The sequence below is a fragment of the Pseudoalteromonas sp. T1lg65 genome, from assembly GCF_051930985.1.
GTDB lineage: Bacteria > Pseudomonadota > Gammaproteobacteria > Enterobacterales > Alteromonadaceae > Pseudoalteromonas.
On the sequence record NZ_CP196838.1, the window covers coordinates 698,401 to 719,384 of the forward strand.

Annotated in this window: 23 protein-coding genes and 1 pseudogene; 11 read left to right on the top strand and 13 right to left on the bottom strand. The window is 41.5% G+C overall.

Translation table 11 applies throughout. The features are described from left to right. Window positions 1–6 precede the first annotated feature (6 nt). The 5 genes from hisH to hisG are packed head-to-tail and all read right to left on the bottom strand — an operon-like array spanning window position 7 to window position 4,911. Entirely contained in the window at window positions 7–597 is a 591-nt protein-coding gene (gene hisH, locus ACSLBF_RS20130) for an imidazole glycerol phosphate synthase subunit HisH (RefSeq protein WP_440056424.1), read from the bottom strand. Then, a complete protein-coding gene (gene hisB, locus ACSLBF_RS20135) occupies window positions 594–1,655 on the bottom strand; it encodes a bifunctional histidinol-phosphatase/imidazoleglycerol-phosphate dehydratase HisB (protein ID WP_440056425.1) in 1,062 nt (353 codons plus the stop codon). Before hisB ends, hisH begins: the two co-directional genes overlap by 4 nt. Further along, on the bottom strand, window positions 1,655–2,719 hold the full coding sequence (gene hisC / locus ACSLBF_RS20140; RefSeq protein WP_440056426.1) for a histidinol-phosphate transaminase: 1,065 nt from the start codon (window positions 2,717–2,719) through the stop codon (window positions 1,655–1,657). The genes hisB and hisC overlap by 1 nt, the downstream gene beginning before the upstream one ends. Continuing rightward, complete coding sequence (gene hisD / locus ACSLBF_RS20145) at window positions 2,712–4,007, bottom strand: histidinol dehydrogenase (protein WP_440056427.1); 1,296 nt, start codon at window positions 4,005–4,007, stop codon at window positions 2,712–2,714. The genes hisC and hisD overlap by 8 nt, the downstream gene beginning before the upstream one ends. 4 nt (window positions 4,008–4,011) lie before the next feature. Then, window positions 4,012–4,911 carry an ATP phosphoribosyltransferase gene (gene hisG, locus ACSLBF_RS20150; RefSeq protein WP_440056428.1) on the bottom strand — a complete coding sequence of 300 codons (900 nt, stop codon included), beginning with the start codon at window positions 4,909–4,911 and terminating at the stop codon, window positions 4,012–4,014. A 333-nt stretch (window positions 4,912–5,244) separates the two neighbouring features. On the opposite strand from hisG, the gene ACSLBF_RS20155 reads away from it, so the two are divergent. From ACSLBF_RS20155 to ACSLBF_RS20175, 5 genes are all read left to right on the top strand, one after another. Continuing rightward, entirely contained in the window at window positions 5,245–5,490 is a 246-nt protein-coding gene (locus ACSLBF_RS20155) for a hypothetical protein (protein WP_440056429.1), read from the top strand. Window positions 5,491–5,588: 98 nt separating this feature from the next. Then, window positions 5,589–5,915, top strand: a complete 327-nt coding sequence (locus tag ACSLBF_RS20160; protein ID WP_440056430.1) for a hypothetical protein — start codon at window positions 5,589–5,591, stop codon at window positions 5,913–5,915. A gap of 184 nt (window positions 5,916–6,099) precedes the next feature. Beyond that, a complete protein-coding gene (locus ACSLBF_RS20165) occupies window positions 6,100–7,938 on the top strand; it encodes an ATP-dependent DNA helicase (RefSeq protein WP_440057045.1) in 1,839 nt (612 codons plus the stop codon). Beyond that, on the top strand, window positions 7,928–8,614 hold the full coding sequence (gene tsaB / locus ACSLBF_RS20170; RefSeq protein ID WP_440056431.1) for a tRNA (adenosine(37)-N6)-threonylcarbamoyltransferase complex dimerization subunit type 1 TsaB: 687 nt from the start codon (window positions 7,928–7,930) through the stop codon (window positions 8,612–8,614). The genes ACSLBF_RS20165 and tsaB overlap by 11 nt, the downstream gene beginning before the upstream one ends. Window positions 8,615–8,668: 54 nt before the next feature. Further along, window positions 8,669–8,962, top strand: coding sequence for a hypothetical protein (locus tag ACSLBF_RS20175; RefSeq protein WP_440056432.1), 294 nt, complete (start codon window positions 8,669–8,671; stop codon window positions 8,960–8,962). 353 nt (window positions 8,963–9,315) lie between these two features. Here ACSLBF_RS20175 and ACSLBF_RS20180 read toward each other — a convergent pair. Continuing rightward, window positions 9,316–9,510: pseudogene (locus ACSLBF_RS20180) on the bottom strand (flagellar basal-body MS-ring/collar protein FliF); the annotation flags it as partial. Window positions 9,511–9,744: 234 nt separating this feature from the next. Between ACSLBF_RS20180 and ACSLBF_RS20185 the strand changes: the two are divergent. Continuing rightward, window positions 9,745–9,936, top strand: coding sequence for a DUF4177 domain-containing protein (locus ACSLBF_RS20185; RefSeq protein ID WP_440056433.1), 192 nt, complete (start codon window positions 9,745–9,747; stop codon window positions 9,934–9,936). 53 nt (window positions 9,937–9,989) lie between these two features. Here the strand turns inward: ACSLBF_RS20185 and ACSLBF_RS20190 are convergent, their stop codons facing one another. Continuing rightward, on the bottom strand, window positions 9,990–11,279 hold the full coding sequence (locus ACSLBF_RS20190; protein WP_440056434.1) for an alkaline phosphatase: 1,290 nt from the start codon (window positions 11,277–11,279) through the stop codon (window positions 9,990–9,992). A 166-nt stretch (window positions 11,280–11,445) separates the two neighbouring features. Between ACSLBF_RS20190 and ACSLBF_RS20195 the strand changes: the two genes are divergently transcribed. The 3 genes from ACSLBF_RS20195 (at window position 11,446) to rnd (ending at window position 15,367) form a co-directional block, all read left to right on the top strand. Next, window positions 11,446–12,294 carry an alpha/beta fold hydrolase gene (locus ACSLBF_RS20195; protein WP_440056435.1) on the top strand — a complete coding sequence of 283 codons (849 nt, stop codon included), beginning with the start codon at window positions 11,446–11,448 and terminating at the stop codon, window positions 12,292–12,294. A 208-nt stretch (window positions 12,295–12,502) separates the two neighbouring features. Beyond that, complete coding sequence (fadD, locus tag ACSLBF_RS20200; RefSeq protein ID WP_440056436.1) at window positions 12,503–14,155, top strand: long-chain-fatty-acid--CoA ligase FadD; 1,653 nt, start codon at window positions 12,503–12,505, stop codon at window positions 14,153–14,155. An 84-nt stretch (window positions 14,156–14,239) separates the two neighbouring features. Next, window positions 14,240–15,367: a ribonuclease D gene (gene rnd / locus ACSLBF_RS20205; RefSeq protein WP_440056437.1), complete on the top strand. Its 1,128-nt coding sequence runs from the start codon at window positions 14,240–14,242 to the stop codon at window positions 15,365–15,367. 74 nt (window positions 15,368–15,441) lie between these two features. On the opposite strand, the gene ACSLBF_RS20210 is transcribed toward rnd, so the two are convergent. The 6 genes from ACSLBF_RS20210 to minC all read right to left on the bottom strand — a co-directional run bounded on the left by ACSLBF_RS20210 (window position 15,442) and on the right by minC (window position 19,482). Further along, window positions 15,442–16,542 (bottom strand): hypothetical protein, encoded by a 1,101-nt coding sequence (locus tag ACSLBF_RS20210; protein WP_440056438.1) that lies wholly within the window; start codon window positions 16,540–16,542, stop codon window positions 15,442–15,444. 4 nt (window positions 16,543–16,546) lie between these two features. Beyond that, window positions 16,547–16,711 (bottom strand): hypothetical protein, encoded by a 165-nt coding sequence (locus ACSLBF_RS20215; RefSeq protein ID WP_440056439.1) that lies wholly within the window; start codon window positions 16,709–16,711, stop codon window positions 16,547–16,549. 269 nt (window positions 16,712–16,980) lie between these two features. Continuing rightward, window positions 16,981–17,181 (bottom strand): hypothetical protein, encoded by a 201-nt coding sequence (locus tag ACSLBF_RS20220; protein WP_440056440.1) that lies wholly within the window; start codon window positions 17,179–17,181, stop codon window positions 16,981–16,983. 519 nt (window positions 17,182–17,700) lie between these two features. Further along, window positions 17,701–17,961 (bottom strand): cell division topological specificity factor MinE, encoded by a 261-nt coding sequence (gene minE, locus ACSLBF_RS20225; RefSeq protein ID WP_440056441.1) that lies wholly within the window; start codon window positions 17,959–17,961, stop codon window positions 17,701–17,703. 1 nt (window position 17,962) lies between these two features. Next, window positions 17,963–18,772, bottom strand: a complete 810-nt coding sequence (gene minD / locus ACSLBF_RS20230) for a septum site-determining protein MinD (protein WP_440056442.1) — start codon at window positions 18,770–18,772, stop codon at window positions 17,963–17,965. A gap of 5 nt (window positions 18,773–18,777) precedes the next feature. Then, on the bottom strand, window positions 18,778–19,482 hold the full coding sequence (minC, locus tag ACSLBF_RS20235) for a septum site-determining protein MinC (protein ID WP_440056443.1): 705 nt from the start codon (window positions 19,480–19,482) through the stop codon (window positions 18,778–18,780). Between the two features lie 134 nt (window positions 19,483–19,616). Between minC and ACSLBF_RS20240 the strand changes: the two genes are divergently transcribed. Both ACSLBF_RS20240 and ACSLBF_RS20245 read left to right on the top strand, forming a co-directional pair. Further along, window positions 19,617–19,898, top strand: coding sequence for a YcgL domain-containing protein (locus ACSLBF_RS20240; protein WP_440056444.1), 282 nt, complete (start codon window positions 19,617–19,619; stop codon window positions 19,896–19,898). Beyond that, on the top strand, window positions 19,895–20,911 hold the full coding sequence (locus tag ACSLBF_RS20245) for a lytic murein transglycosylase (protein ID WP_440056445.1): 1,017 nt from the start codon (window positions 19,895–19,897) through the stop codon (window positions 20,909–20,911). Before ACSLBF_RS20240 ends, ACSLBF_RS20245 begins: the two co-directional genes overlap by 4 nt. Window positions 20,912–20,984 lie beyond the last annotated feature (73 nt).

Here is a 20,984-nt window from a genome sequence, read left to right on the forward strand (position 1 = left end):
ACCTTGCTATAGTTTCCAATTAATGAAGTTATTGAGTAAGCGGGTGCCAACCTTACCGCTACGCTCCGGGTGAAACTGCATGCCCGCATAGTTATCTTTTGCCACTATTGCTGAGAATGCCTGACCATATTCTCCCTCAACTAAAGTTGCGTCGTTAACTTGATGCGCGAAACTGTGCACAAAATAAACTTGGTCTGACTCATCAAGTCCTGCAGTTAGCGCATGTTCGGCCTTGACAGCTAATGTATTCCAGCCCATGTGAGGCGAAGTGAGCTTACCTGTTTCAAGTAGCTTTACTTTGCCAGGGATCCTGCCTAGACAGTCAACTTGGCCTTCTTCGGTTGAGTCACACAGTAATTGCATTCCTAGACATATTCCCATTAGTGGCTTTTGGTATTCAGCGATAGCTTTATCCCACCCTTGTGACCGAAGGCGATTTATCGCGACGTTAGCATGCCCAACGCCTGGCAAAACCGCTTTATCAAACTGTGCCAGTTGTTCTGGTGCTGAGATGACTTCCGGCGTAACACCAAGTCGCTCAAACGCAAATCGAACAGAGTTTATATTGGCGCAACCAGTATTAATAATGGCTATCATAAACACCCCTTAGAGCTTGCTGTTTGCTGTGATTGGTCAATAGCGATGGCCATACGTATGGCGCGTGAAAATGCCTTAAATAACCCTTCGACTTGGTGGTGAGCGTTACCTTCACTGACACTCAAGATTAAACTTACTTGCGCATTATCTGAGAACGATTTAAAAAAGTGCTCAACCATTTGTACGTCTAAATCGCCGACCTTGTCCCGAGTAAAACCTGCATTTAATACAAACGAGGCGCGACCAGATAGATCGAGCTGACATTCCGCTTTGCATTCATCCATAGGCAACGCAAAACCATAACGCGCAATTTGCGCCTTGGTACCGAGCGCTGATATAAAAGCTTGCCCCAGCGCGATACCAACATCTTCCACCAAGTGATGCTCATCAATATGCAAATCACCTTGAGCAATAACAGATAACCCGATATTCGCGTGAGTTTTAATTTGCTCCAACATGTGATCAAAAAATCCAAGTCCGGTGCTTATCTCACCATTAGATTGCTGGTCAAGATTGATAGACACGGAAATTTGGGTCTCTTTGGTGTTTCGAGTGACTTCAGCAGCACGGTTCGCAGTCGTTAATTGTGTAACAATTGCTGGCCAGTTATCTTGATATAGTATGCCTTGTAGACAAAGATTTTCGGCTAACTGAATATCGGTTTGTCTATCACCTATTACATATGAACGACTAATATCCACTTTGCCTGAACGCATTAACTCCGTCAGCAGTCCTGTTTTTGGCTTACGGCATTGGCAGCTATCATTATCAAAGTGTGGGCATATTAGAACATCCTCAAACTGGATACCTTGACTTGAAAAAATCTGCATCATTTTGTTATGTGGTGCATCAAAATCAGCTTGTGGAAAACTAGCGGTACCAAGCCCATCTTGATTAGATACCATCACTAGGACATAACCAGCAGCTTGCAGCCTAAGTAATGCCGGGATCACGTTAGGTAACAATGCTAACTTATCGAGGCTATCGACTTGTTTGTCGGAAACAGGTTCTTCAATTAGTGTGCCATCTCGGTCAATAAATAAATACGGTTTGCTCATCATACTTCCTCAGCTTGGCGACAAACTGCCAGCCAACTTTTTACTTGTTTTAATTCTTGCTCGTTGCCAATTGAGATCCGAAGCCAATTGTCCTGCCCATAGAGTAAAAATGGTCTCATAATCAGTCCCATTTGCGTCGCAATCTGGACATAGCACTTGTCGGTTAGCTGTAAAGTAACGAAGTTGCCTTCGCCGCTGAATATTTCTTTGACGATTTCGCTTTCTTGTAGCCATGAGATGAGCTTCTTTTTAGCAACATTGAGTATTGATACTTGCCGTCTCATTTGGGTAATTGCATCTGCAGATAGTGCTTGAGCTGCAATCACTGCAACGACTGTTGATACTGGATACGGTGCGATCACTTTGCGGATCGGCGCCAATAACTTTGGATTAGACAACATAAAACCAACTCGAAGTCCCGCTAGAGCAAACGCTTTCGATAGGGTACGTAACACTACGATGTTGTCGAGCCCGCTAATAAGAGGAGCGCAGCTTTGTTGTTCACAAAACTCTATGTAGGCTTCATCAACCACAATCAACGCCTTTTTTGCTAAGCTTTCAGCCAGTTGAGCTATGCGCTGTAAAGGTTGAATGGAACCAGTTGGATTATTAGGATTACATATAAAGACGAGCTTTGAATCACCAATAGCGCTAACAAGTTCTGCAATACTAGCATCGGCCAATTGCTGCTGACTTAGCTCATTGATCGAAACGTTATGCGTATCGGCAGTAACCTTGTACATACCGTAAGTAGGCGTGAATATTGTGATACTGTCTTTGTCTGGTTGACAGTAGGTTCGTACCAGCAGTTCAATGCCTTCGTCAGCACCTCGTGTCATTACAACACCATCCGTATCGATCCCACTATACTGACTGTAAGCATCAATCACAGCTTCAGGTTGCGGATCTGGATAGCGATTCAACGTATCAAAACAGGTTTCATAAACCTTAGCGTAGGGGCTTTCATTGGCGTTCAGCCAAGTTGTTCCGGTTAACTTTTCGCTCTTTGCTGAGCTATAGGCTTTGAGCGAGTCAATATTTTCAGGTAGTGCAATACTAGTCATTACGGCTCTCCAATCTCATTCGCACTGCATTCGCGTGTCCATCCAGTCCTTCCGCTTCAGCAAGTGGTAAAATCGCTTGACTCAAATTAAACAGCCCTTGTTTGGTGATCGTTTGTACCGTGTAGGCTTTATAAAAATCCATCAGATTGAGGCTTGAGTAAGTCTTAGAATATCCATAAGTGGGTAACACGTGATTCGTCCCAGACGCATAATCACCAGCAGACTCAGGCGTGTAGTCACCAACGAAAACCGATCCCGCATTTTTTACCAATGGCAAATAAGAATTTGCGTCTGCCAATTGCAAAATAAGGTGCTCTGGGCCATATTCGGCCGAAATGGCGAAAGCCTGTTCAATACTTTCGACCAAAACTAACGTGCTGTTTTGCAGCGCTTGTTCTGCAATGTTCGCTCTCGATAACTGTGATAATTGTTTATCAAGTTCAGCTTGGGTTTCTTTGATCACCGTCTCGCTGTTACACAATAAAATAACTTGAGAGTCCTCACCGTGCTCAGCTTGTGATAGTAGATCCGCGGCGATAAATTGTGGGTTCGCGCGCTCATCAGCAATCACGAGCACTTCCGAAGGACCTGCTGGCATGTCGATAGCAAGACCCGGCACAGTTTGGCTGAGTAATTGTTTTGCCATAGTCACAAAGCTATTGCCCGGACCAAAAATCTTATTCACTTTAGGAACGGATTCGGTGCCAAGCGCCATTGCTGCAATCGCACCGGCCCCACCACACTCAATTATGGTGTTAATGCCACATAGGTTTGCGGCATAAAGGATGGCCGGGTTAATGGTTTGCGCTCCCTTTACCGGCGTAGCAAGCACCACCTTGTTTGCCCCACTCAGTTGCGCACATACGCCCTGCATCAGTACTGATGAAGGTAACGGTGCACTGCCGCCTGGGATGTACAAACCAACTGATTCAATCGCTTGGTAGCGTAATTCGCATGTAACGCCTGGTTGTGTTTCTATACTTTTAGCCGTCGGCTGTTGCAGTTGATGAAAACACCGAATATTCGCATACGCTTGTTCAATAGCTGATTTCAGCTCAGGTTTTAATAGCGAACCACTATCCTGAATTTCTTGTTCTGAAACTAACACTCGGGGATTAGCACGATCATCAAATTGCTGAGATAACTCCAATAAAGCTTTGTCGCCTTCCGCTTTGACCCGCTCAACGATCTGTTCTACCACTAGCTTAACCTTGTCGCTGACTGCAATCGCTGGGCGAGTTAAACATTGCGCTTGCTGTTGTTTTGATGCTAGTTGCCAATTAAGCATGGGATCACTCCATCATCTTTTCAATTGGCATGACTAAGATGGAGTTTGCTCCCAGTGCTTTTAACTCTTCCATGGTCTCCCAGAATAGGGTTTCGCTGCTCACCATGTGTAAAGCTACATAGTCATCACTGCCAGCGAGGGCGAGTAGGGTAGGCTGACCAGTTCCGGGAAGTAAAGCGCAAACATCATCCAATTTTGACTTGGGCGCATGCATCATGATGTATTTACTTTCTTTTGCTTGACGAACACCGCGCAAGCGAGGCAACAGTTTATCTATCAACGCAAGCTTGCTTTCATCGACCAATGACGCGCTTTGGATTAAACATGCCTTAGACTCCAGTATCGTATCACCCTGCATCAAGCCATTTGCTTCTAAAGTGGCGCCCGTGGAGACTAAATCACAGATGGCATCGGCCAATCCTGCTCGAGGAGCCACTTCCACAGAACCCGTTAGCATCACCACACTGGCATCGATGTTTTCGCGTTTTAAATATTGCTTGAGGATTTCAGGGTAGGTGGTAGCGATCCGTTTGCCGTTGAACCACGATTTTTCCTGTGCTCCCAGCTCTTGAGGCCATGCCAGTGCCAGCCGGCAAAAACCAAAGTCTAGCTGTGAAAGTTTTTTCACATCTGCAAATTGCTCATTTCTGGCACGTTCTGCTTGAACTTCTTCAAGTACATTTTCACCGACGATACCAAGGTCACATACACCGTCCATCACCAAGCCTGGAATATCGTCATCTCTAACACGCAGAACATCAATTGGTAGATTTGTTGAGTGCGCAATAAGGCGCTGTTCACGGAGATTAAGTTTTACGCCAAGTTGCTTTAGAAGTGCTTGGCAGTCTTTTGAAAGTCGACCTGATTTTTGAATTGCTATTCTTAAACGATTGTTATTACTCATAATTTATATCCTAATTCCCAAAACGAAAAACCCCGAGGCGGAACCTCGGGGCGATATAAACTATGACTTCGGTTAGCTCGCCGGAGGTTCCTTTAAGGAATAACCCACCAGCGAAATACCTGACAGGCTACTCCGTGTGATGATGGTGATGATGGATTGCTGTCAGTGTAATTAGCATGTGTAACCTTTGTTATTTGTTGCTGTTAATATTTAGTACTTTTATAGATAACCATACTTTTATGAACGTTTGCAATCTCTTTTTGTCATAATTTAAAGAATAATTTATAACTGCCGATAATATGTAATACTAGCAGTGAGTTAAGTGAGGTTTGTATGGACGCATATAAGCCCTTTTTAGGGCAAATTGTTCGCCTTGATGTGACACATCAACCTGCGTTTCATATCGCGGGAGTGCAACATTATAAGCTTGAGAAGGTAAAAAACGATCTCAAGTCTGAATTAGAATCAAAACGTTCTAAACAAGAACACATGCGTATTGAAGAAGCCAACGAAGAGGAAGACGAAAAGAAAGGCAATCAAGAGGAGCATAAAGGGGAAAACTTGGACACGTGGGCTTAATTTTTGCTCGCTACTAACTTCAATTTTCTACCTGTTTAGTTACTCGATAATCTCAAAAAGTGTGCGTATAAATAAAATCAAAAGGATATGATATTAAAATGAGTTTCAAAAAAATCCTTGGTTGGAGTTGTTCTGCTATTGCGTTTTTTGCGTTGTTCCCCAGTGTAGTTCCCGGAGCGATGGCCATTTTGGTTTATTACCTCAGCATTATCGCATTGATCGGATCTGTTATCTCAATCATCCCTAATAACCAGCGTCAGTTTAAAATAACTGCAGCTATCGTCTTGTTTACTATGTGTTTTATAAATGACTATCTCAGGGTGCTTTACCAAGCAAGCCACGGCAACACGCTAGAAAGAAGCATGCTTTTTTGTGTTTATCTAATCGTGGTAGGATTCGGTTATGTTAAGTCGAAAAAACAATAAGATGTTGACCATTTATCGCTATGGATTTAGTTTCCCTGTTGCGATTTAGACTGTACAAACATACAATCCTTCGATTATCTCATTGCGAACGTTGAACACTGTGGCTGTATCCGCTGTATTTTCAAAAACAGGACCACTTGCACAGCATTTTCCGGGCTACCAACCTCGTCAGCCTCAGATTGATATGGCTTGTGCTGTTGAAGAAGCCATATCAAAAGGCGGGCAGTGTATTGCTGAAGCAGGTACTGGCACCGGTAAAACCTTTGCCTATTTGGTTCCTGCACTGCAAGCCAAAGGAAAAATCATTGTTTCTACAGGTTCAAAAGCGCTGCAAGAACAATTATTTCACCGTGATGTTCCAACATTAAAAAATGTCCTAACCAATGGTAAGAAAGTGACATTACTCAAGGGCCGCAGTAATTACCTGTGTCCTTATCGCCTTTCTCAACATGTTGCCCATGTGCCTACTGATGATCCAGATGTCATGCACCAACTCGCTATGGTGGCAAAATTTGCGACAGAGACACAAAGCGGTGATCTTGCTGACTGCGTTGGTATTGAAGAAGACGCGAAAGTCTTACCTTATGTCACCTCCACGGCAGATAACTGTCTTGGCAAAGAATGCCCTGACTACGAAGGCTGTTATATTCGCAAAGCCCGTCTTAGTGCGATTGATGCAGATATTGTGGTGATCAATCATCACTTGTTTTTCGCAGATATGGCCGTTAAAGACTCCGGATTTGCCGAGTTAATGCCTACCGCTGATAGCTATATTTTTGATGAAGCCCACCAATTACCTGAAATTGCTAGCGACTATTTCGGTGAAACCATTAGTACTAAAATCTTACAAGCACTGATAAATGACTTACGTGTTATCTACAGGGCTGATATCCCAGACATGCTGCAGCTTGGTAAGACGTTAAACAAACTAGAAACCAGTGTCGCAGATTTACGCTTGGTATTTGGCGGCGATGGTGCCAGAGGAGATTGGCGCGAAGCGCTGTCTAACAAACCGGTGTGTGATGCAATGCATCGTGTGATCGCCAACCTAGACTTTCTCTACAAGGTACTCAAGCAGTGCTTAGACCGCAGTGAAAAGATTGCACACCCATTTGAAAAAGTACTGAGTTTTAAACAGCAGTTAGAACGCGCTTTTGATGTGACTCAAACCGGATATAGCTATTGGTTTGAGACATCACGTCGATTTGTTTCTATTCATATCACTCCGCTGGACGTATCAAGCAAATTCGCAGAGATAGTTGAAAATACCCAAGCTGGTTTCATTTTTACCTCAGCAACCCTTGCTGTAGATAATTCATTGCAACACTTTAGTCGTAGCCTTGGACTAAAGCCTAGTTCAGAGTTTATCGTGGACAGCCCATTTGACTATCGTCAGCAAGCGTTGCTTTGTTTGCCCAGGTATTTACCAGAAACGCGTGATGACTTGATGCCTCACACTTTGGTAAAAATAGCCAAGCAAGTCATTGCTGCAGCAAAAGGTCGAACTTTCCTTTTGTTCACGAGCTACCGTGCCATGCATCTAGTATACGAGGGACTTTCTACTGGCTTACAATATCCGGTGTTTATGCAGGGTCAGGCATCGAAAAGAATTATACTCGAACAGTTTATTCGCCACGGCAATGCTGTGCTGTTAGGCACGGCATCATTTTGGGAAGGAGTAGACGTCAGAGGCAGCACGTTGAGTTGTGTCTTAATCGACAAACTGCCTTTTGCGTCTCCCGACGACCCTTTGCTCCAAGCCCGAATGCGAGATGCCGAGCTTAAAGGGCAAGAACCATTCGAAGCAATTCAGTTACCACAGGCTGTGATTAGCCTAAAACAAGGCGTTGGACGACTTATTCGTGATAGTAAAGACAAAGGTGTGCTGATTATTTGCGATAATCGATTAGTTACGAGAAAATACGGCCAAACTTTCTTAACCAGCTTGCCTGATATGACTCGAACCAGAGACTTGGCAAAAGCAATCCGATTTTTAGAGAACATTGATAAAAATGAAACATAACCTGTTAGCCATTGACGCTTCAACCGAAGCCTTGAGTATTGCGCTTCATTACGAAGGAAAATTCCTGCGCCACTTTGAAGTTTGTCCACAGCAACATAGCCAAAAAATTCTTCCTTTGGTTGAACGTATGCTTCGTGAGGCGGATATTGGTCTGAGCGATTTACAGGGGATTGTATTCGGCAGAGGGCCGGGGAGCTTTACTGGTGTTCGTATCAGCACTGCGGTAGCTCAAGGTTTGGCATATTCAACGGGCCTCAAACTCGTTGGCGTGTCGACGCTTCAGGCGATGGCACAACAAGCGCTGATGGAGACGAATAATAAAAACGTGATCGCTGCGATTGATGCCAGAATGGGCGAAATATATTTAGCTCAGTATGACGACCAACAAAACAACCTAATACGCTTATCTGGGGATGAACAAGTTATCAAGCCCGAAGAGGTTTCAGGGGATTTCTCTGATTTTATCGCGGTTGGCACTGGTTGGCAGGCCTATCCTCAACTAGCTGAGAAAATTCAATGTTCAGTTAATGACAATATCACGCTACCTGATGCTTACTATATGTTGTTTATTGCTGACGAAGCTTTTGAGCACCAGCAAGCGGTTGATGCTGCAAATGCACAGCCTCAATACGTTAGAGACACAGTGACTTGGAAAAAGTTGCCAGGAAGAGAATAAAGGCGTATTTTTACTCATATAGTGAAATGAATCTTTCCTTGATGCTAGGGCAACATGAAGCTTAACTCCATTGTTCAACAGGCAGGCACCTACCAATTAAAGCCTGTTGTTAAACAAGCAGATCAAGCGACTCAAACACAACTTGAGTCGCCAAAGCGTGAGTCCACTATTCGAAATAGTGAACAAGGCGTTGCTTTAGCACAACAATTTCAGCAACAACAAAGGTCTACGATTTACGACCAGCCAAACTTCAAAAGCAGCAAGGCTATTGGCGAATACTTGGCAATCGCAACTGAATCCCGCCGCGAAGAGCTTAAATCAATGATTGGTGTTTCTGTTTACGCTTAGTGAGTGTAAAGCACATTCAAGAATTTCTGGATGAAATAACTAACAGTTTCTTACTGACTATTACTATCCGATCCATGTGGATATATCAGCTCCCTAAGCATCGGACGAACAACCGACAAAATTAAAACAATTATAATCAAAGTACCACATAACAACCTCACTATTGACTGAAACCACTCTTGATTAACCAGTGGTTTCTCTTTTGCCGTTTGTTTCGAGTCGAAGATTTTTTCCTCTAGTACTGTACAAGCAGACTCAGGGTCTGTTGAATGATATATATCGGGGTAATCTATTACTAATCCAATTCTAGCCAAAGCCAATCTTGCTTGGTCCATATCTTTAGAGCTAACGTAGATCATTTGGGCTTGTAGATTTGTTCTATAGTTTATGTCTTCATGCTCTAACACATCGACTACTTTAACTGCATCGACCAGCTCGATATTTGAAATTAATGGTCGTTGTTCAGGTTGTCTTGACCAAACAATTATCATTATTGCAATACACAAACAAATAACAAGAGCTATGACTAATGTGATCTGTCTTACCATCTCAGTCGATATACTTTGTAAAGCTTTATTTCTATCCAAGAGGCCTCCTTAGGAATTTAAACTCGACAATCGAAATTTAGGACAAAACTTAATTTTAAAAGACTTTATATAGAATTGTCTCTTTTTTCAAAACAAAAACCTAACAATAATACTTGGTCAAACTCGTAATTATTTGATAATACTATTTAGCTGTAATAGTAAGTTAGCTTTTGACACAAAAAACGGAGATAACCAATGAAATGGGAATACATAACTAAAACATTTGAGCTGTCAGGTATATTTTCCGCCATCGCCAATTTTGAAGAGATAGATCAAGAGTTAAATGTTTTGGGAAGCGAAGGTTGGGAACTGGTGGAAATCCATTTTAATAGCGGTAACTTAAAATCGAACCTTGCTGCTGTTGCTGTTTTAAAACGGCAAAAATAATCGCGTTGAATACACCCAAATACACAGTGTAATTTGGGTGTATTTTTGTCTGGCTATTTAATGAATCTAATCAGCTTATCTGCAATTTCTGTGTTGTTCTGCGAACCAATAAATTGTTCTTTTCCTTTACCGTGCGCAAATACTTGAACATCAATAGCGGTGTGCCCACCAGTTGTCCAGCCAGTAAAAGAGGCGTTACTAATCTCCGTCTTCACTAGCAAGTCTAACGCCTTTGCACCTTGTTTAATCGCATCTTGAACCTTCAATTGCGTCGCTTCATCAAATGGTAATCCTGTCAGTGTTTGCCACGTGGTTTTCACATCTTTAGACACTAATAACGCTTTTGTGATCTCTCCAGACGAGCCCTTGACCCTTGTGACAATGTCACGTTCCCATCGATATTGACCATCAGCGCCTAAAGTTAAGCCACCAGTAGAGTGATCTGCCGTAATGACCAAAATTGTGTCGGGGTTATTATCAACATAGGCTTTTGCAAGCTTTATTGACTCTGCAAAGTCATCCATTTCTCGCATAGCGCAGGCGATATCATTGGCATGACCACACCAGTCGATTTGACTACCTTCAATCATGATAAAGAAACCTTTATCGTTTTGTTTGTGCAGTAACGACAAAGCGCTCTCAGTCATCTGCTTCAATCTAAATGGAGACTCATCAATTGCGAATGGCAATCCTTTTTCTGCAAATAGTCCTAACGCCGGCAACTTATTCAACTCGTTTAAATCCGACAGCGAGTCTACATACTGATAGCCAGCTTGTTGAAACTCCTCAACTAAATTTCTATCATCACGAATGAAATACTGAGTGCCGCCACCTAACATCAAATCGACTGCAAGCTTTCCATCAATCTTATTGTCAATGTAATCGTTGGCGATTTCATCGTAATTTCTACGCGACTCATTGTGCGCTGCAAAACTTGCGGGAGTTGCATGATTGATTTGGGAAGTAGCAACCAAGGCGGTTGTTTTCCCACGTTTTTTTGCGATCTCCAACATTGTTTCAAGTGATTCTTTATGGGTATCTACTGCAATTGCGCCGTTATAGCTTTTAGTGCCAGTACTTAGCGCCGTTGCGCCTGCCGCACTATCTGTAACCACAGTGTCATCGTCTGGGTAAGTGTGCGCCATGCCTACTAATATCTCATCGAATACTGTTGGTTCAACAACCTTGGTAGACTTATCATCTTTAAAGTAACGATAAGCTGTCGTATAAGCTGGTCCCATACCATCGCCAATCATGTAGATAATATTTTTAGGTGCGGCGGTCGCAGAATTGCTTGCAGCCAAACCTATAACTGCGGCCATTAGGCTGATTTTAAATTTCATACTATTCCCGTGTGTTATTGATTTTTAGTAGCTAGTTTGTCGCTATTTTTATGAAACGATTTACTACTTTTAAATCAGCATCATAAAAGAAGATTCTTGGTTCAGATTGTGTCAATATGGAATCATAAATGAATGATCAATTTATGAATACCTAAAGACGTTATTTATGCACAATTTTGAGATTAACAATAACAAAGTGGGCCCGTTTGCGTTTCAACAGTGGGGAAATGGAGAAAATTACATCGTTTACTTGCATGGATGGCAAGACAATAGCAATAGTTTTCAACCATTACAGCCTTATACTGACGAAAACTATACACATATAGCACTCGATTTTTTAGGTCATGGATGGTCTGACTGGCGCAGCGAGGATGCGCATTACTATTTTGTCGATTATGTTTACGATCTAAAATGTTTTCTCGATACCCTTGGCATCTCGCATTGCCATTTAGTTGGCCACTCGTTAGGTGCAATGGTTGCCAATCTATTTGCATCCTGCTATCCCTCATATTGTCAGACACTTTCATTAATTGAAGGAATTGGCATTGTCTGTACGGAAGAAAACGAAACAAAATCACAGCTCATCAACGCATTTACCAGCAGGGATAGATACCAGCAAACCACTAGACGGACGTTTACAAATATTGAGGAACTTGTAGAACTTCGTCGTAAAGTGAGTGACTTTGATTTATCCGTCGCCAGATGCTTAATGGAACGTGGCAGTGATAAATGTGATGTGGGCGTAACTCTTAATTCTGATCCACGACTAAAGCACCATTCGGGATTCAGATATAGTAAAGCGCAAGCAATTAACGCCCTTGAAACTATAACCACTCCCACATTACTGGTTTTTGGCAGTCGGGGTTACCAACTGATTGAAAAGCAGCGAAAGATTTTTTCCGGTTGCTTTAATGATCTTTCAGTACAAGAAATTGTAGGTGGACATCATTGTCACATGGAAAATCCAGAGGCTTGTTATAAGCTTATAAACGCTCATATTAAACGGAGTTATTAACGTTTGATAACCGACAAAGCAAAGATGAAAACGGAAAGTTTATTTTACACAACATGCTACAACCCGCCCCATACCTGCATTTAGATTGTAAAAGACATTAGAATGTGGGAATATGGATAGTTTAGAGCATTTACTCAATTGTTAAAGTATCTTATATCGATTAAGGTATAGGGTGAGTATAAAAATAACGAGAACACAGGAGCTAAGAGTGGAAAAAATCTGGCTAAAGCGCTACCCAGAAGGTATGCCTGAAACTATCGACCCAGAGCATTACAACTCGCTGCTTGAATTATTTGAAAAGAGTTTTTCAGAGTTTGCCCAATTACCTGCTTATACCAATATGGGAAAAACTCTTACCTATCAACAAGTTGATGAAAAAACAAAAGCAATTGCAAGCTACATACAAAACGATTTAAAACTTGGCAAAGGCGACAAAATAGCTGTCATGATGCCAAACCTACTACAAACGCCTATTTCTATTCTAGGTGTGCTGCGCGCAGGCTGCACAGTCGTCAATGTCAATCCCCTTTACACTGTCAGAGAATTAGAACATCAGCTCAATGACTCAGAGGCAAAAGCAATATTTATTTTGGCTAACTTTGCCCACACACTCGAACAAGCCTTACCTCAAACTCAAGTTAAACATATAGTGTTGACTGAGATTGGCGATATGTTAGGCGGAGTAAAGAAGCATCTAGTCAATTTTGTCGTGAAACGTTTGAAAAAAATGGTACCTGAGTATCGTATCGCCAATACCATTCCGTTTAAAAGCGTCGTTTCCGCTCCGGTTTCTGGCTACAGCAAACCAGAAGTCAACTTAAATGATCTTGCATTCTTACAATATACAGGCGGCACGACGGGTGTCTCTAAGGGCGCGATGCTCACGCATGGCAATATGGTCGCTAACCTTGAACAGGTTTCGGGTTGCTTAGACAAAGTACTTAACACTGGTAAAGAAGTCGTTATTACGGCTTTGCCGCTTTACCATATTTTTGCCCTCACAGCCAATTGCTTAACATTTATGAAGTATGGCGGCCATAATATCTTAATCACTAATCCAAGAGATATGCCTGCTTTCGTAAAAGAGTTAGCTAAGTACCCATTTACGGCGATCACCGGCGTAAACACCTTGTTCAATGGTTTGTTAAACACCCCGGGATTCTCTGATCTAGATTTCTCTACCCTGAAAATGTCGCTAGGGGGAGGAATGGCTGTACAACGTCCGGTTGCAGAGCGCTGGCAAGCTGTGACAAAGTCAAAGCTAATGGAAGGCTACGGTTTGACCGAATGCGCACCATTAGTAACCATTTGTCCATATGACTTAGATGGATATAACGGTTCAATCGGTCTTCCTGCTCCAAGTACAGACATAAAGATCATTGCAGAGGACGGAAGTGAATGCCCAAGAGGCGAGCCTGGTGAATTATGCGTAAAAGGCCCTCAGGTGATGGCTGGTTACTATAATCGTCCAGACGCAACCGCTGAATGCCTGCAAGATGGCTGGTTTGCAACGGGTGATATTGCAACGTATGACGAAGAGGGGTTCTTTTACATCGTAGATCGTAAAAAGGACATGATCTTGGTCTCTGGTTTTAATGTATTCCCTAATGAGATCGAAGAAGTCGTGGCGATGATGGATGGCGTATTAGAGGTTGCAGCTGTCGGCGTTCCCCATGATGTTAGTGGTGAACAAGTCAAAGTTTTTGTGGTTAAAAAGGACCAATCTTTGACAGAAAAAGATATAATCAAACATTGTCGTGAGAATCTTACAAACTACAAGGTGCCAAAACTCGTTGAATTTAAAGACGAGTTACCAAAAACCAATGTCGGTAAGATATTGCGTAGGGCATTAAAAGATTAGATCTAGCCTTGGAAAAACCGGCAATAGCCGGTTTTTTTTCGGTCTAAAGTATTCGCAGGATTTTTAAAGCGAACGGGAGAAAAAGTGCAGTACCAAGTTATTCAACAACAACATGAATTAGACAACTTCATTAGCGCTATTAAAACAGCTAACGTCTTGGCAGTAGATACTGAATTTATGCGCCGTAGAACTCTTTATCCCGAAATCGCTCTATTGCAGATCTACGATGGTGAACAACTGGCCCTTATTGATCCTCTGCTTGAACTTAACTTCGAGGGATTATGGGAAATTTTCCAAAACCCGCAGGTTGTAAAAGTGCTTCACTCTCCATCAGAAGATATTGAAGTATTTTTAAAATTCGCAGGGTTTATCCCTAGCCCAATTTTCGATACACAGTTTGCAATGCAAATACTTGGTGAAGGTAACTGTGTTGGCTTTGCTGCGATGGTAAAACAATTACTCGACGTTGAAATTGATAAAAGTGAGTCCAGAACAGATTGGCTCAAGCGGCCTTTAACTGATAAACAACTCGATTACGCTGCCAGTGACGTTTTTCACTTATTGCCTTGTTATAAAATAATCGCAGAGAAAATTACTGCATTAGGCCTATTCGATATTGTCGTCGATGAAAGTAAGCTCATTGCCATTAAAAGAAGTTTCAAATTACCACCAGAATTACTCTATCAAGACGTAAAAAATGTTTGGCAATTGAAGCCTCGCGACCTTGCCATCTTAAGAGAGCTAGCCGCTTGGAGAAAAGCAAAGGCTGAGGTGAAAAACTTAGCGTTGAGTTTTATCTTGAAAGAACACAATATGGTCGAAATAGCCAAAAGACGTCCAACTAGTTTAAACAGCCTACGCAATATTCCTGGTATTGAGGCCATGGAAGTGAACCGCTCTGGCAAAGAAATCTTAGCCAGTGTTGAAGCTGGAAAACGTGTTCCTGAGAATGAATGCCCAGCTCGTGTTAAACGGTTAATCGACTTTCCTGAGTATAAAAAAGAGTTTAAACGAGTTAAACATGTCGTCGCCGAAGTAGCCAAAGAAAATAATATTCCAGCTGATGTATTCGCGTCAAAAAAGCAGATTAACCAAGTGTTAAGCTGGTGCTGGAAAAAAACCGAAGCAGAACGTGAATCGTTATTGCAGCCAGATCTAAATATGGGTTGGCGAAAAGAACTAATAAATGGAAAACTGGCTGAATGGCTTTGATGATCAATTATGGTATCTCGCTAGTTTAGACACTCGAGACTTTAGGCTTGAGTGTCATTGGCTTACTTTATAATTTAGTTCGCATAATTGATGTAAATCGCATTACTTAAGTTAGTGGTTGGGAAATCTGTATTCAGATCAGTTTGGTAAACAAAATCCGGGGTATCGACTTTGAAAACTGAAATCATGCGAATTCCATTTTTTGATGTCGAGTCTAGCAGACATTTAGGTCTGTCATAAGTCTCAAAAGTTTCAGGGTTAACTTTTTGTAAGCTATAAATATTTTCCAATACATACTTTTCTGATTGTAAATTTACAGCATACAAGTCCCCCTTGAGATCCATACTAACAACAGCATCACCCAACCCGCGTAAAGCTGCATCTCGTGCATAAACTATTGGAACAGTACAATTTTCATCCATGTATGAAACAATTCGCAGACTTAGTCTGCTACCATTTATGTTGTATATTAAATTGTCTTTCTTCATAACCACTGAGCGTATACTCACAATCCCCCCAAAAGACATAACTTCTCCAAGTAAACCGTAGTCATCCATGTAAACTGTGAACTTAGGCGCATTAATGGAGCTTACACGCTGAGTTACAGAAGCAATTGCACGTGAGTTTTCAGAAATATTTTGCCCGTGAGAGTTTAAAGTTTGAGAGTGAGCTGCTAGTGCTTGAGCGTTTTGATTGATAAAAGGCACATTTGAATCCAAATTCTCCCCAATTTCATCGAGCTGAGTTTTCAGTGCTTGTGATTCTTGAATATTCTTTGATATTAGTACAGCTTGATTGTCAATGCGATTTGACTCCGAAGAAAGCTGCTGTTGAAGGACGCTGATATATTGTGAGTTATTCTCTGCTTTGGCCAAATTCGCGTTTACACTTTCGTAGCTTTTTGACAGCTTCTGCATGTTCAATTCTATCGCCGTATTCCAGCTAAATTGTTCTTCTTTGAATGTATCTAGCCATTCTACATAAGACAAAAGCAGCTCAGAATTTGCGTCAAGCTTATTAGCATTTGCTAAAGTATTCTGATTCAAAAGTTCAAAATTGTTGTTAAATGACTCGGCAGTAGCGATATCACCAGATTTAAATTTAATTAACTCTTGTCCTAGACTAGAAAAACTTGCAACAGCACAAAACACATAAATAGCTTTGTTAAATTCCATTTTATTACCCTAACTTAGTTTCACCTAACCTTCCTTTACCAAATACCATCGGAGGCGGCGGAGTTTTTTGTTCATTTTCAATTTGAGATAAATCTTCTTTCTCTGCTTTGTCAGTTGAGCCGCACGCAGACAAGCACAGTGTAAGGCTTAATAGTACTGTTTTTTTCATTAATGTCCTTATGATTTAGTATCCATAAAACATATTAAAACATCTTCTTACATTTATATTCAAGAAAAAGTTGTTTTAGTCATCGTCATAACTTCACACTTAAGATACACAACGAAGAATGGAGAGTATTATATGTAATAAAAAGTTGTAGGAAAGAAGCTGTCAAAGATTACGTCAGGGCAAAGCTTTTTATCAATAGTTTTAATTGAAAAATACTTATTTGCCCTGCGCAAAGAAATTAATAAGCCGAGGTTTCTAATCTAATAGCTTTAACAATAGCAGCTTAATGTTTCACAATCTGGGCTAGCTGATGGGCAGCCGCTGGTTCCACAATAATAAAAACCTGTATAGCCACAAATATAAGCTTGAGTATTTCTTCCACCAGCAACATTGGGTGTCATTTCGTTGCCGATTTGATTTTTATCCTTGGATAACGATTTAATATTTCTCTTGTTTAAATTAAGTTTCATCTAGCATCTCCTTTTGATGTTAAAACCAAACTCAATGTAACGACAATATGAGAAAAAGTAAACATGCAAAAAGTTTCGAATTATAAAATACAGAGTAGTTTTAATATCGGAAGTTCTTAATTAAGAAAATAGATAAATCATTTTTGCAAAGGCTAACTGAACTTACATAACAATCAGCCTGTTTGATAGAAATGCACGTGAAATTTGAATCATCAGTGTCACGCAACTTAAAAAGCCGGCATATTTATAATACCGGCTTTAATTATCACTAGTTTTAATGGCATTTATACAAAGCAGAGCCTGCGTAGCATCGTTATCCTATGTAAGTCAGGCGATAAAGCAGTATAAATGCCAATAAAACGCTGCCCTTCGAGTTCATCATAGTGCACTTTGTGTATTGTGACTCAACTTTTGCTTAGATCACTAGGCGACAAGTCGAGCACTGCGCTCAAAACCCACCAAGGGAAATTAAAAAACCAAACAGCAAAGATCAACACGCTCTAGTTTATATAGCTAAATCTATTTTTCTTCGTCAGGCAAGGTTACATTAAGTTCCAATACCGCCAAATCATCTTCGTTTTGCTCAAACTGAACATTGACTGCATCAGAATCTACCTTTACGTACTTACGGATAACATCCAAAATATCTTGCTTCAACTGAGGAAGGTAGTCTGGCGTTCCGCGCTTAGAGCGCTCATGCGCTACAATAATTTGTAAACGTTCTTTAGCCAGTGACGCACTGTTCTTTTTTTCTGAACGGAAATAATCTAGTAAAGACACATTACCCCCCAAAGATCCGTTTGAAGATGCCTTTTTTCTCCACTTGCAAGAATCGGAAGTCCACAACTTCTCCAAGTAGTCGGTCAATAGCGTCTGAGTACGCTTGACCAGCATCTGAATCAATATCTAAGATAACCGGTTGGCCTGAGTTAGAGGCGTTTAACACTGACTTTGACTCTGGTACGACACCCAACAAGTCAATAGCGAGAATTTCTTTTACATCTTCTACCGACAGCATTTCACCACTGTCTACTCGCTCCGGGTTGTATCGAGTCAGCAACAAATGTTCTTTGACTGGATCTAGGCCTAGTTCTGCACGCCGAGACTTACTTTGCAAAATACCTAAAATTCTATCCGAGTCACGGACTGAGGAAACTTCCGGGTTGGTGGTAACAATCGCTTCATCAGCGAAATACAATGCCATCATCGCGCCAGCTTCAATACCCGCTGGTGAGTCGCAAATGATAAAATCAAACTCATCTTTCAATTCGTTTAATACTTTTTCGACGCCTTCGCGAGTAAGCGCATCTTTATCGCGAGTTTGTGACGCTGGTAAAATGTATAGCTTATCTACACGCTTATCTTTAATCAGTGCTTGATTTAGGTTTGCCTCACCATTTATGACATTGACGAAGTCATATACAACTCGGCGTTCGCACCCCATAATTAAATCAAGGTTTCTTAGACCAATATCAAAATCGATAATGGCTGTTTTGTACCCTTTAAGCGCAAGTCCGGTACCAATAGCTGCGCTAGACGTTGTTTTACCTACACCGCCTTTACCTGAAGTTACGACAATAATTTTTGCCATCTGATTTATCCTTTGACCAAAGCTGATATTTTTAATAGTTCATCTTGTTGTGTTATTTGCACGGCTTGCTGCCAAAACTCACCTTGAAGCGAATCACTTACCCAATAACAACCGTTTACAGAAACAAGTTCGGCTTCTAAGCGTTGGCAAAATATAATTGCCTCCGCGTTACCTTGAGCACCTGCGATTGCTCTGCCTCGTAGTGCGCCGTAGATATGCACGTTGCCATCGGCAATAACCTCAGCACCAGCGCTTACGGCACCTAAAACGATTAAATCCCTATCCTTTGCGTAGACTTGTTGCCCGCCGCGTACCGTACCTTTAATGATTTGTGGGGGTAAGTACACTGGCTTCTCAACAACTTGTGTTTGTTGTTGAGAAGGCGTATCGGAAGCTTGCACATCTTTGGAGTAGTTTAGTACAGAAAAACCTGCATCTTTGGCTAAGTTGTGTTGTTTTTGAGTACCATTACACACACCGACAGGATTGAGCTGTAAATTCACTAGTGCTTGCTTTAACTGCTGGAATTCTACTTCTTCTTCCTGAACCTCGGCTAAATTCACAACGATTGGCGCACCTTGAAAAAACTTTGGGGCCTGTGAAATCTTACTGTCCAATTCTTGTTGCAATTTGGATAAATCCGAAGAGAACAACTGTAGTACAGAGAGTGTAAATAGGTTTCCTTTTAGTTCGAATGTTTGTTTTGCCATATGCACTCAAATTCTTATTCTAATCGCTTAAAAGCCTTGTCTGCGTAGACTTAAGCGGTAGTAAAACTTTCCACAACTTATTGATAGCATGGTATAGTGAGCGACAATGATTAGCAAGAATTTATAGGCGCATAATGCTGACAGCTGTGTATAAAAGTTCTAAAAAAGCCGATACCTACTTATATATAACCAAAAGGGATGACTTTTCTGCAATTCCTGACCCTTTAATGAAAACATTCGGTACACCGATATACGTTATGATGTTCAATATTGAAAAAAGAGCAAAGCTCGGAACTGCTGATTTAGACACCGTTAAGCAAAGATTAATTGAGGATGGCTTTTACTTGCAACTCCCCCCGCACACAGAAAGCCTTTTGGATGAATTTAAAAAGCAAAATGGAGTGACCGACACGTGATCAAAAAAATTGCGCTTTTAGTAGCCGCTACCTGCTTATCAACTTCAGTTTTTGCCAATACCCAAGCAAAGTTTGACGAGTATGTTGCAAAATTAAAAGTCGAAGCATTAGAAAAAGGGTACTCGCAAGAATTGGTTGATAAAGCGTTTGCAACCGCAAAATTCAAGAAAAAAGTAATTACAGAAGACAAAACCCAACCTGAAATCGTCGAAACACTTGAGACTTATCTACCAAAACGCGTGCCAGAGTGGAAAGTGCAACAAGCGCGAAAACTTTATAAAAAGCATCAACCACTACTAGAGCAAATTGCTTCAGAGTACGGTGTTCAAGCACGGTTTATCGTCGCGCTTTGGGGTCTTGAAAGTAGTTTTGGTCGTGTACAAGGCGGATATTCCGTCATTAGTTCTCTGGTCACCTTGGCTTTTGATGGTCGCCGTGAGGCCCTCTATAAAAGGCAACTTTGGGCCGCCCTAGATATCCTTAAAGAAGGTCATGTTACCGTCGACAACTTTAAAGGCTCCTGGGCTGGTGCGATGGGTCAAACACAGTTTATGCCCACCTCATTTAACTCGTACGCAGTAGATTATGATAAAGACGGTAAAAAAGACATTTGGAATACGCAAGCTGATGCATTTGCATCAATTGCAAATTATCTGAAAAGTGTAGGGTGGAATGATAATTTAACATGGGGCCGTCAAGTCAAATTACCAGATAACTTCGATAGTAATTACATACTGAAACGCGGCACCAAGTCTCACAGCGAGTGGTTACAATATTGGCAAAAGTCTGAACGCAAGCTTCAAGAATGGCAACAACTCGGCTTAAGAAAAATGGATGGTTCACCGCTGCCTGACGTCAATATTACCGCTGCATTAGTAATGCCGGATGATATAAATGGTCGTATGTACTTGGCTTATGACAATTACAAAGCGCTCATGAATTGGAACCGCTCATATTATTTTGCAACCAGCGTTGGTTATTTATCCGATAGAATCGGCTACCCCAAAATTTAAGCTGGTAACTACAATCCAATAAAAAAGGCAGCGTCCAACTCGCTGCCTTTTTGGTTGGGCTAAAACTGAATAG

Coding starts and splice junctions, on each gene's coding strand:
- hisG (WP_440056428.1), bottom strand. CDS start 4,911: ATGAGTAATAACAATCGTTTAAGAATAGCAATTCAAAAATCAGGTCGA.
- ACSLBF_RS20220 (WP_440056440.1), bottom strand. CDS start 17,181: ATGAAACTTAATTTAAACAAGAGAAATATTAAATCGTTATCCAAGGAT.
- minC (WP_440056443.1), bottom strand. CDS start 19,482: ATGGCAAAACAAACATTCGAACTAAAAGGAAACCTATTTACACTCTCT.
- minD (WP_440056442.1), bottom strand. CDS start 18,772: ATGGCAAAAATTATTGTCGTAACTTCAGGTAAAGGCGGTGTAGGTAAA.
- ACSLBF_RS20190 (WP_440056434.1), bottom strand. CDS start 11,279: ATGAAATTTAAAATCAGCCTAATGGCCGCAGTTATAGGTTTGGCTGCA.
- ACSLBF_RS20175 (WP_440056432.1), top strand. CDS start 8,669: ATGAAGCTTAACTCCATTGTTCAACAGGCAGGCACCTACCAATTAAAG.
- hisC (WP_440056426.1), bottom strand. CDS start 2,719: ATGACTAGTATTGCACTACCTGAAAATATTGACTCGCTCAAAGCCTAT.
- tsaB (WP_440056431.1), top strand. CDS start 7,928: ATGAAACATAACCTGTTAGCCATTGACGCTTCAACCGAAGCCTTGAGT.
- ACSLBF_RS20185 (WP_440056433.1), top strand. CDS start 9,745: ATGAAATGGGAATACATAACTAAAACATTTGAGCTGTCAGGTATATTT.
- ACSLBF_RS20160 (WP_440056430.1), top strand. CDS start 5,589: ATGAGTTTCAAAAAAATCCTTGGTTGGAGTTGTTCTGCTATTGCGTTT.
- ACSLBF_RS20210 (WP_440056438.1), bottom strand. CDS start 16,542: ATGGAATTTAACAAAGCTATTTATGTGTTTTGTGCTGTTGCAAGTTTT.
- hisB (WP_440056425.1), bottom strand. CDS start 1,655: ATGAGCAAACCGTATTTATTTATTGACCGAGATGGCACACTAATTGAA.
- ACSLBF_RS20215 (WP_440056439.1), bottom strand. CDS start 16,711: ATGAAAAAAACAGTACTATTAAGCCTTACACTGTGCTTGTCTGCGTGC.
- ACSLBF_RS20155 (WP_440056429.1), top strand. CDS start 5,245: ATGGACGCATATAAGCCCTTTTTAGGGCAAATTGTTCGCCTTGATGTG.
- ACSLBF_RS20165 (WP_440057045.1), top strand. CDS start 6,100: ATGGCTTGTGCTGTTGAAGAAGCCATATCAAAAGGCGGGCAGTGTATT.
- ACSLBF_RS20195 (WP_440056435.1), top strand. CDS start 11,446: ATGCACAATTTTGAGATTAACAATAACAAAGTGGGCCCGTTTGCGTTT.
- hisD (WP_440056427.1), bottom strand. CDS start 4,007: ATGCTTAATTGGCAACTAGCATCAAAACAACAGCAAGCGCAATGTTTA.
- ACSLBF_RS20240 (WP_440056444.1), top strand. CDS start 19,617: ATGCTGACAGCTGTGTATAAAAGTTCTAAAAAAGCCGATACCTACTTA.
- hisH (WP_440056424.1), bottom strand. CDS start 597: ATGATAGCCATTATTAATACTGGTTGCGCCAATATAAACTCTGTTCGA.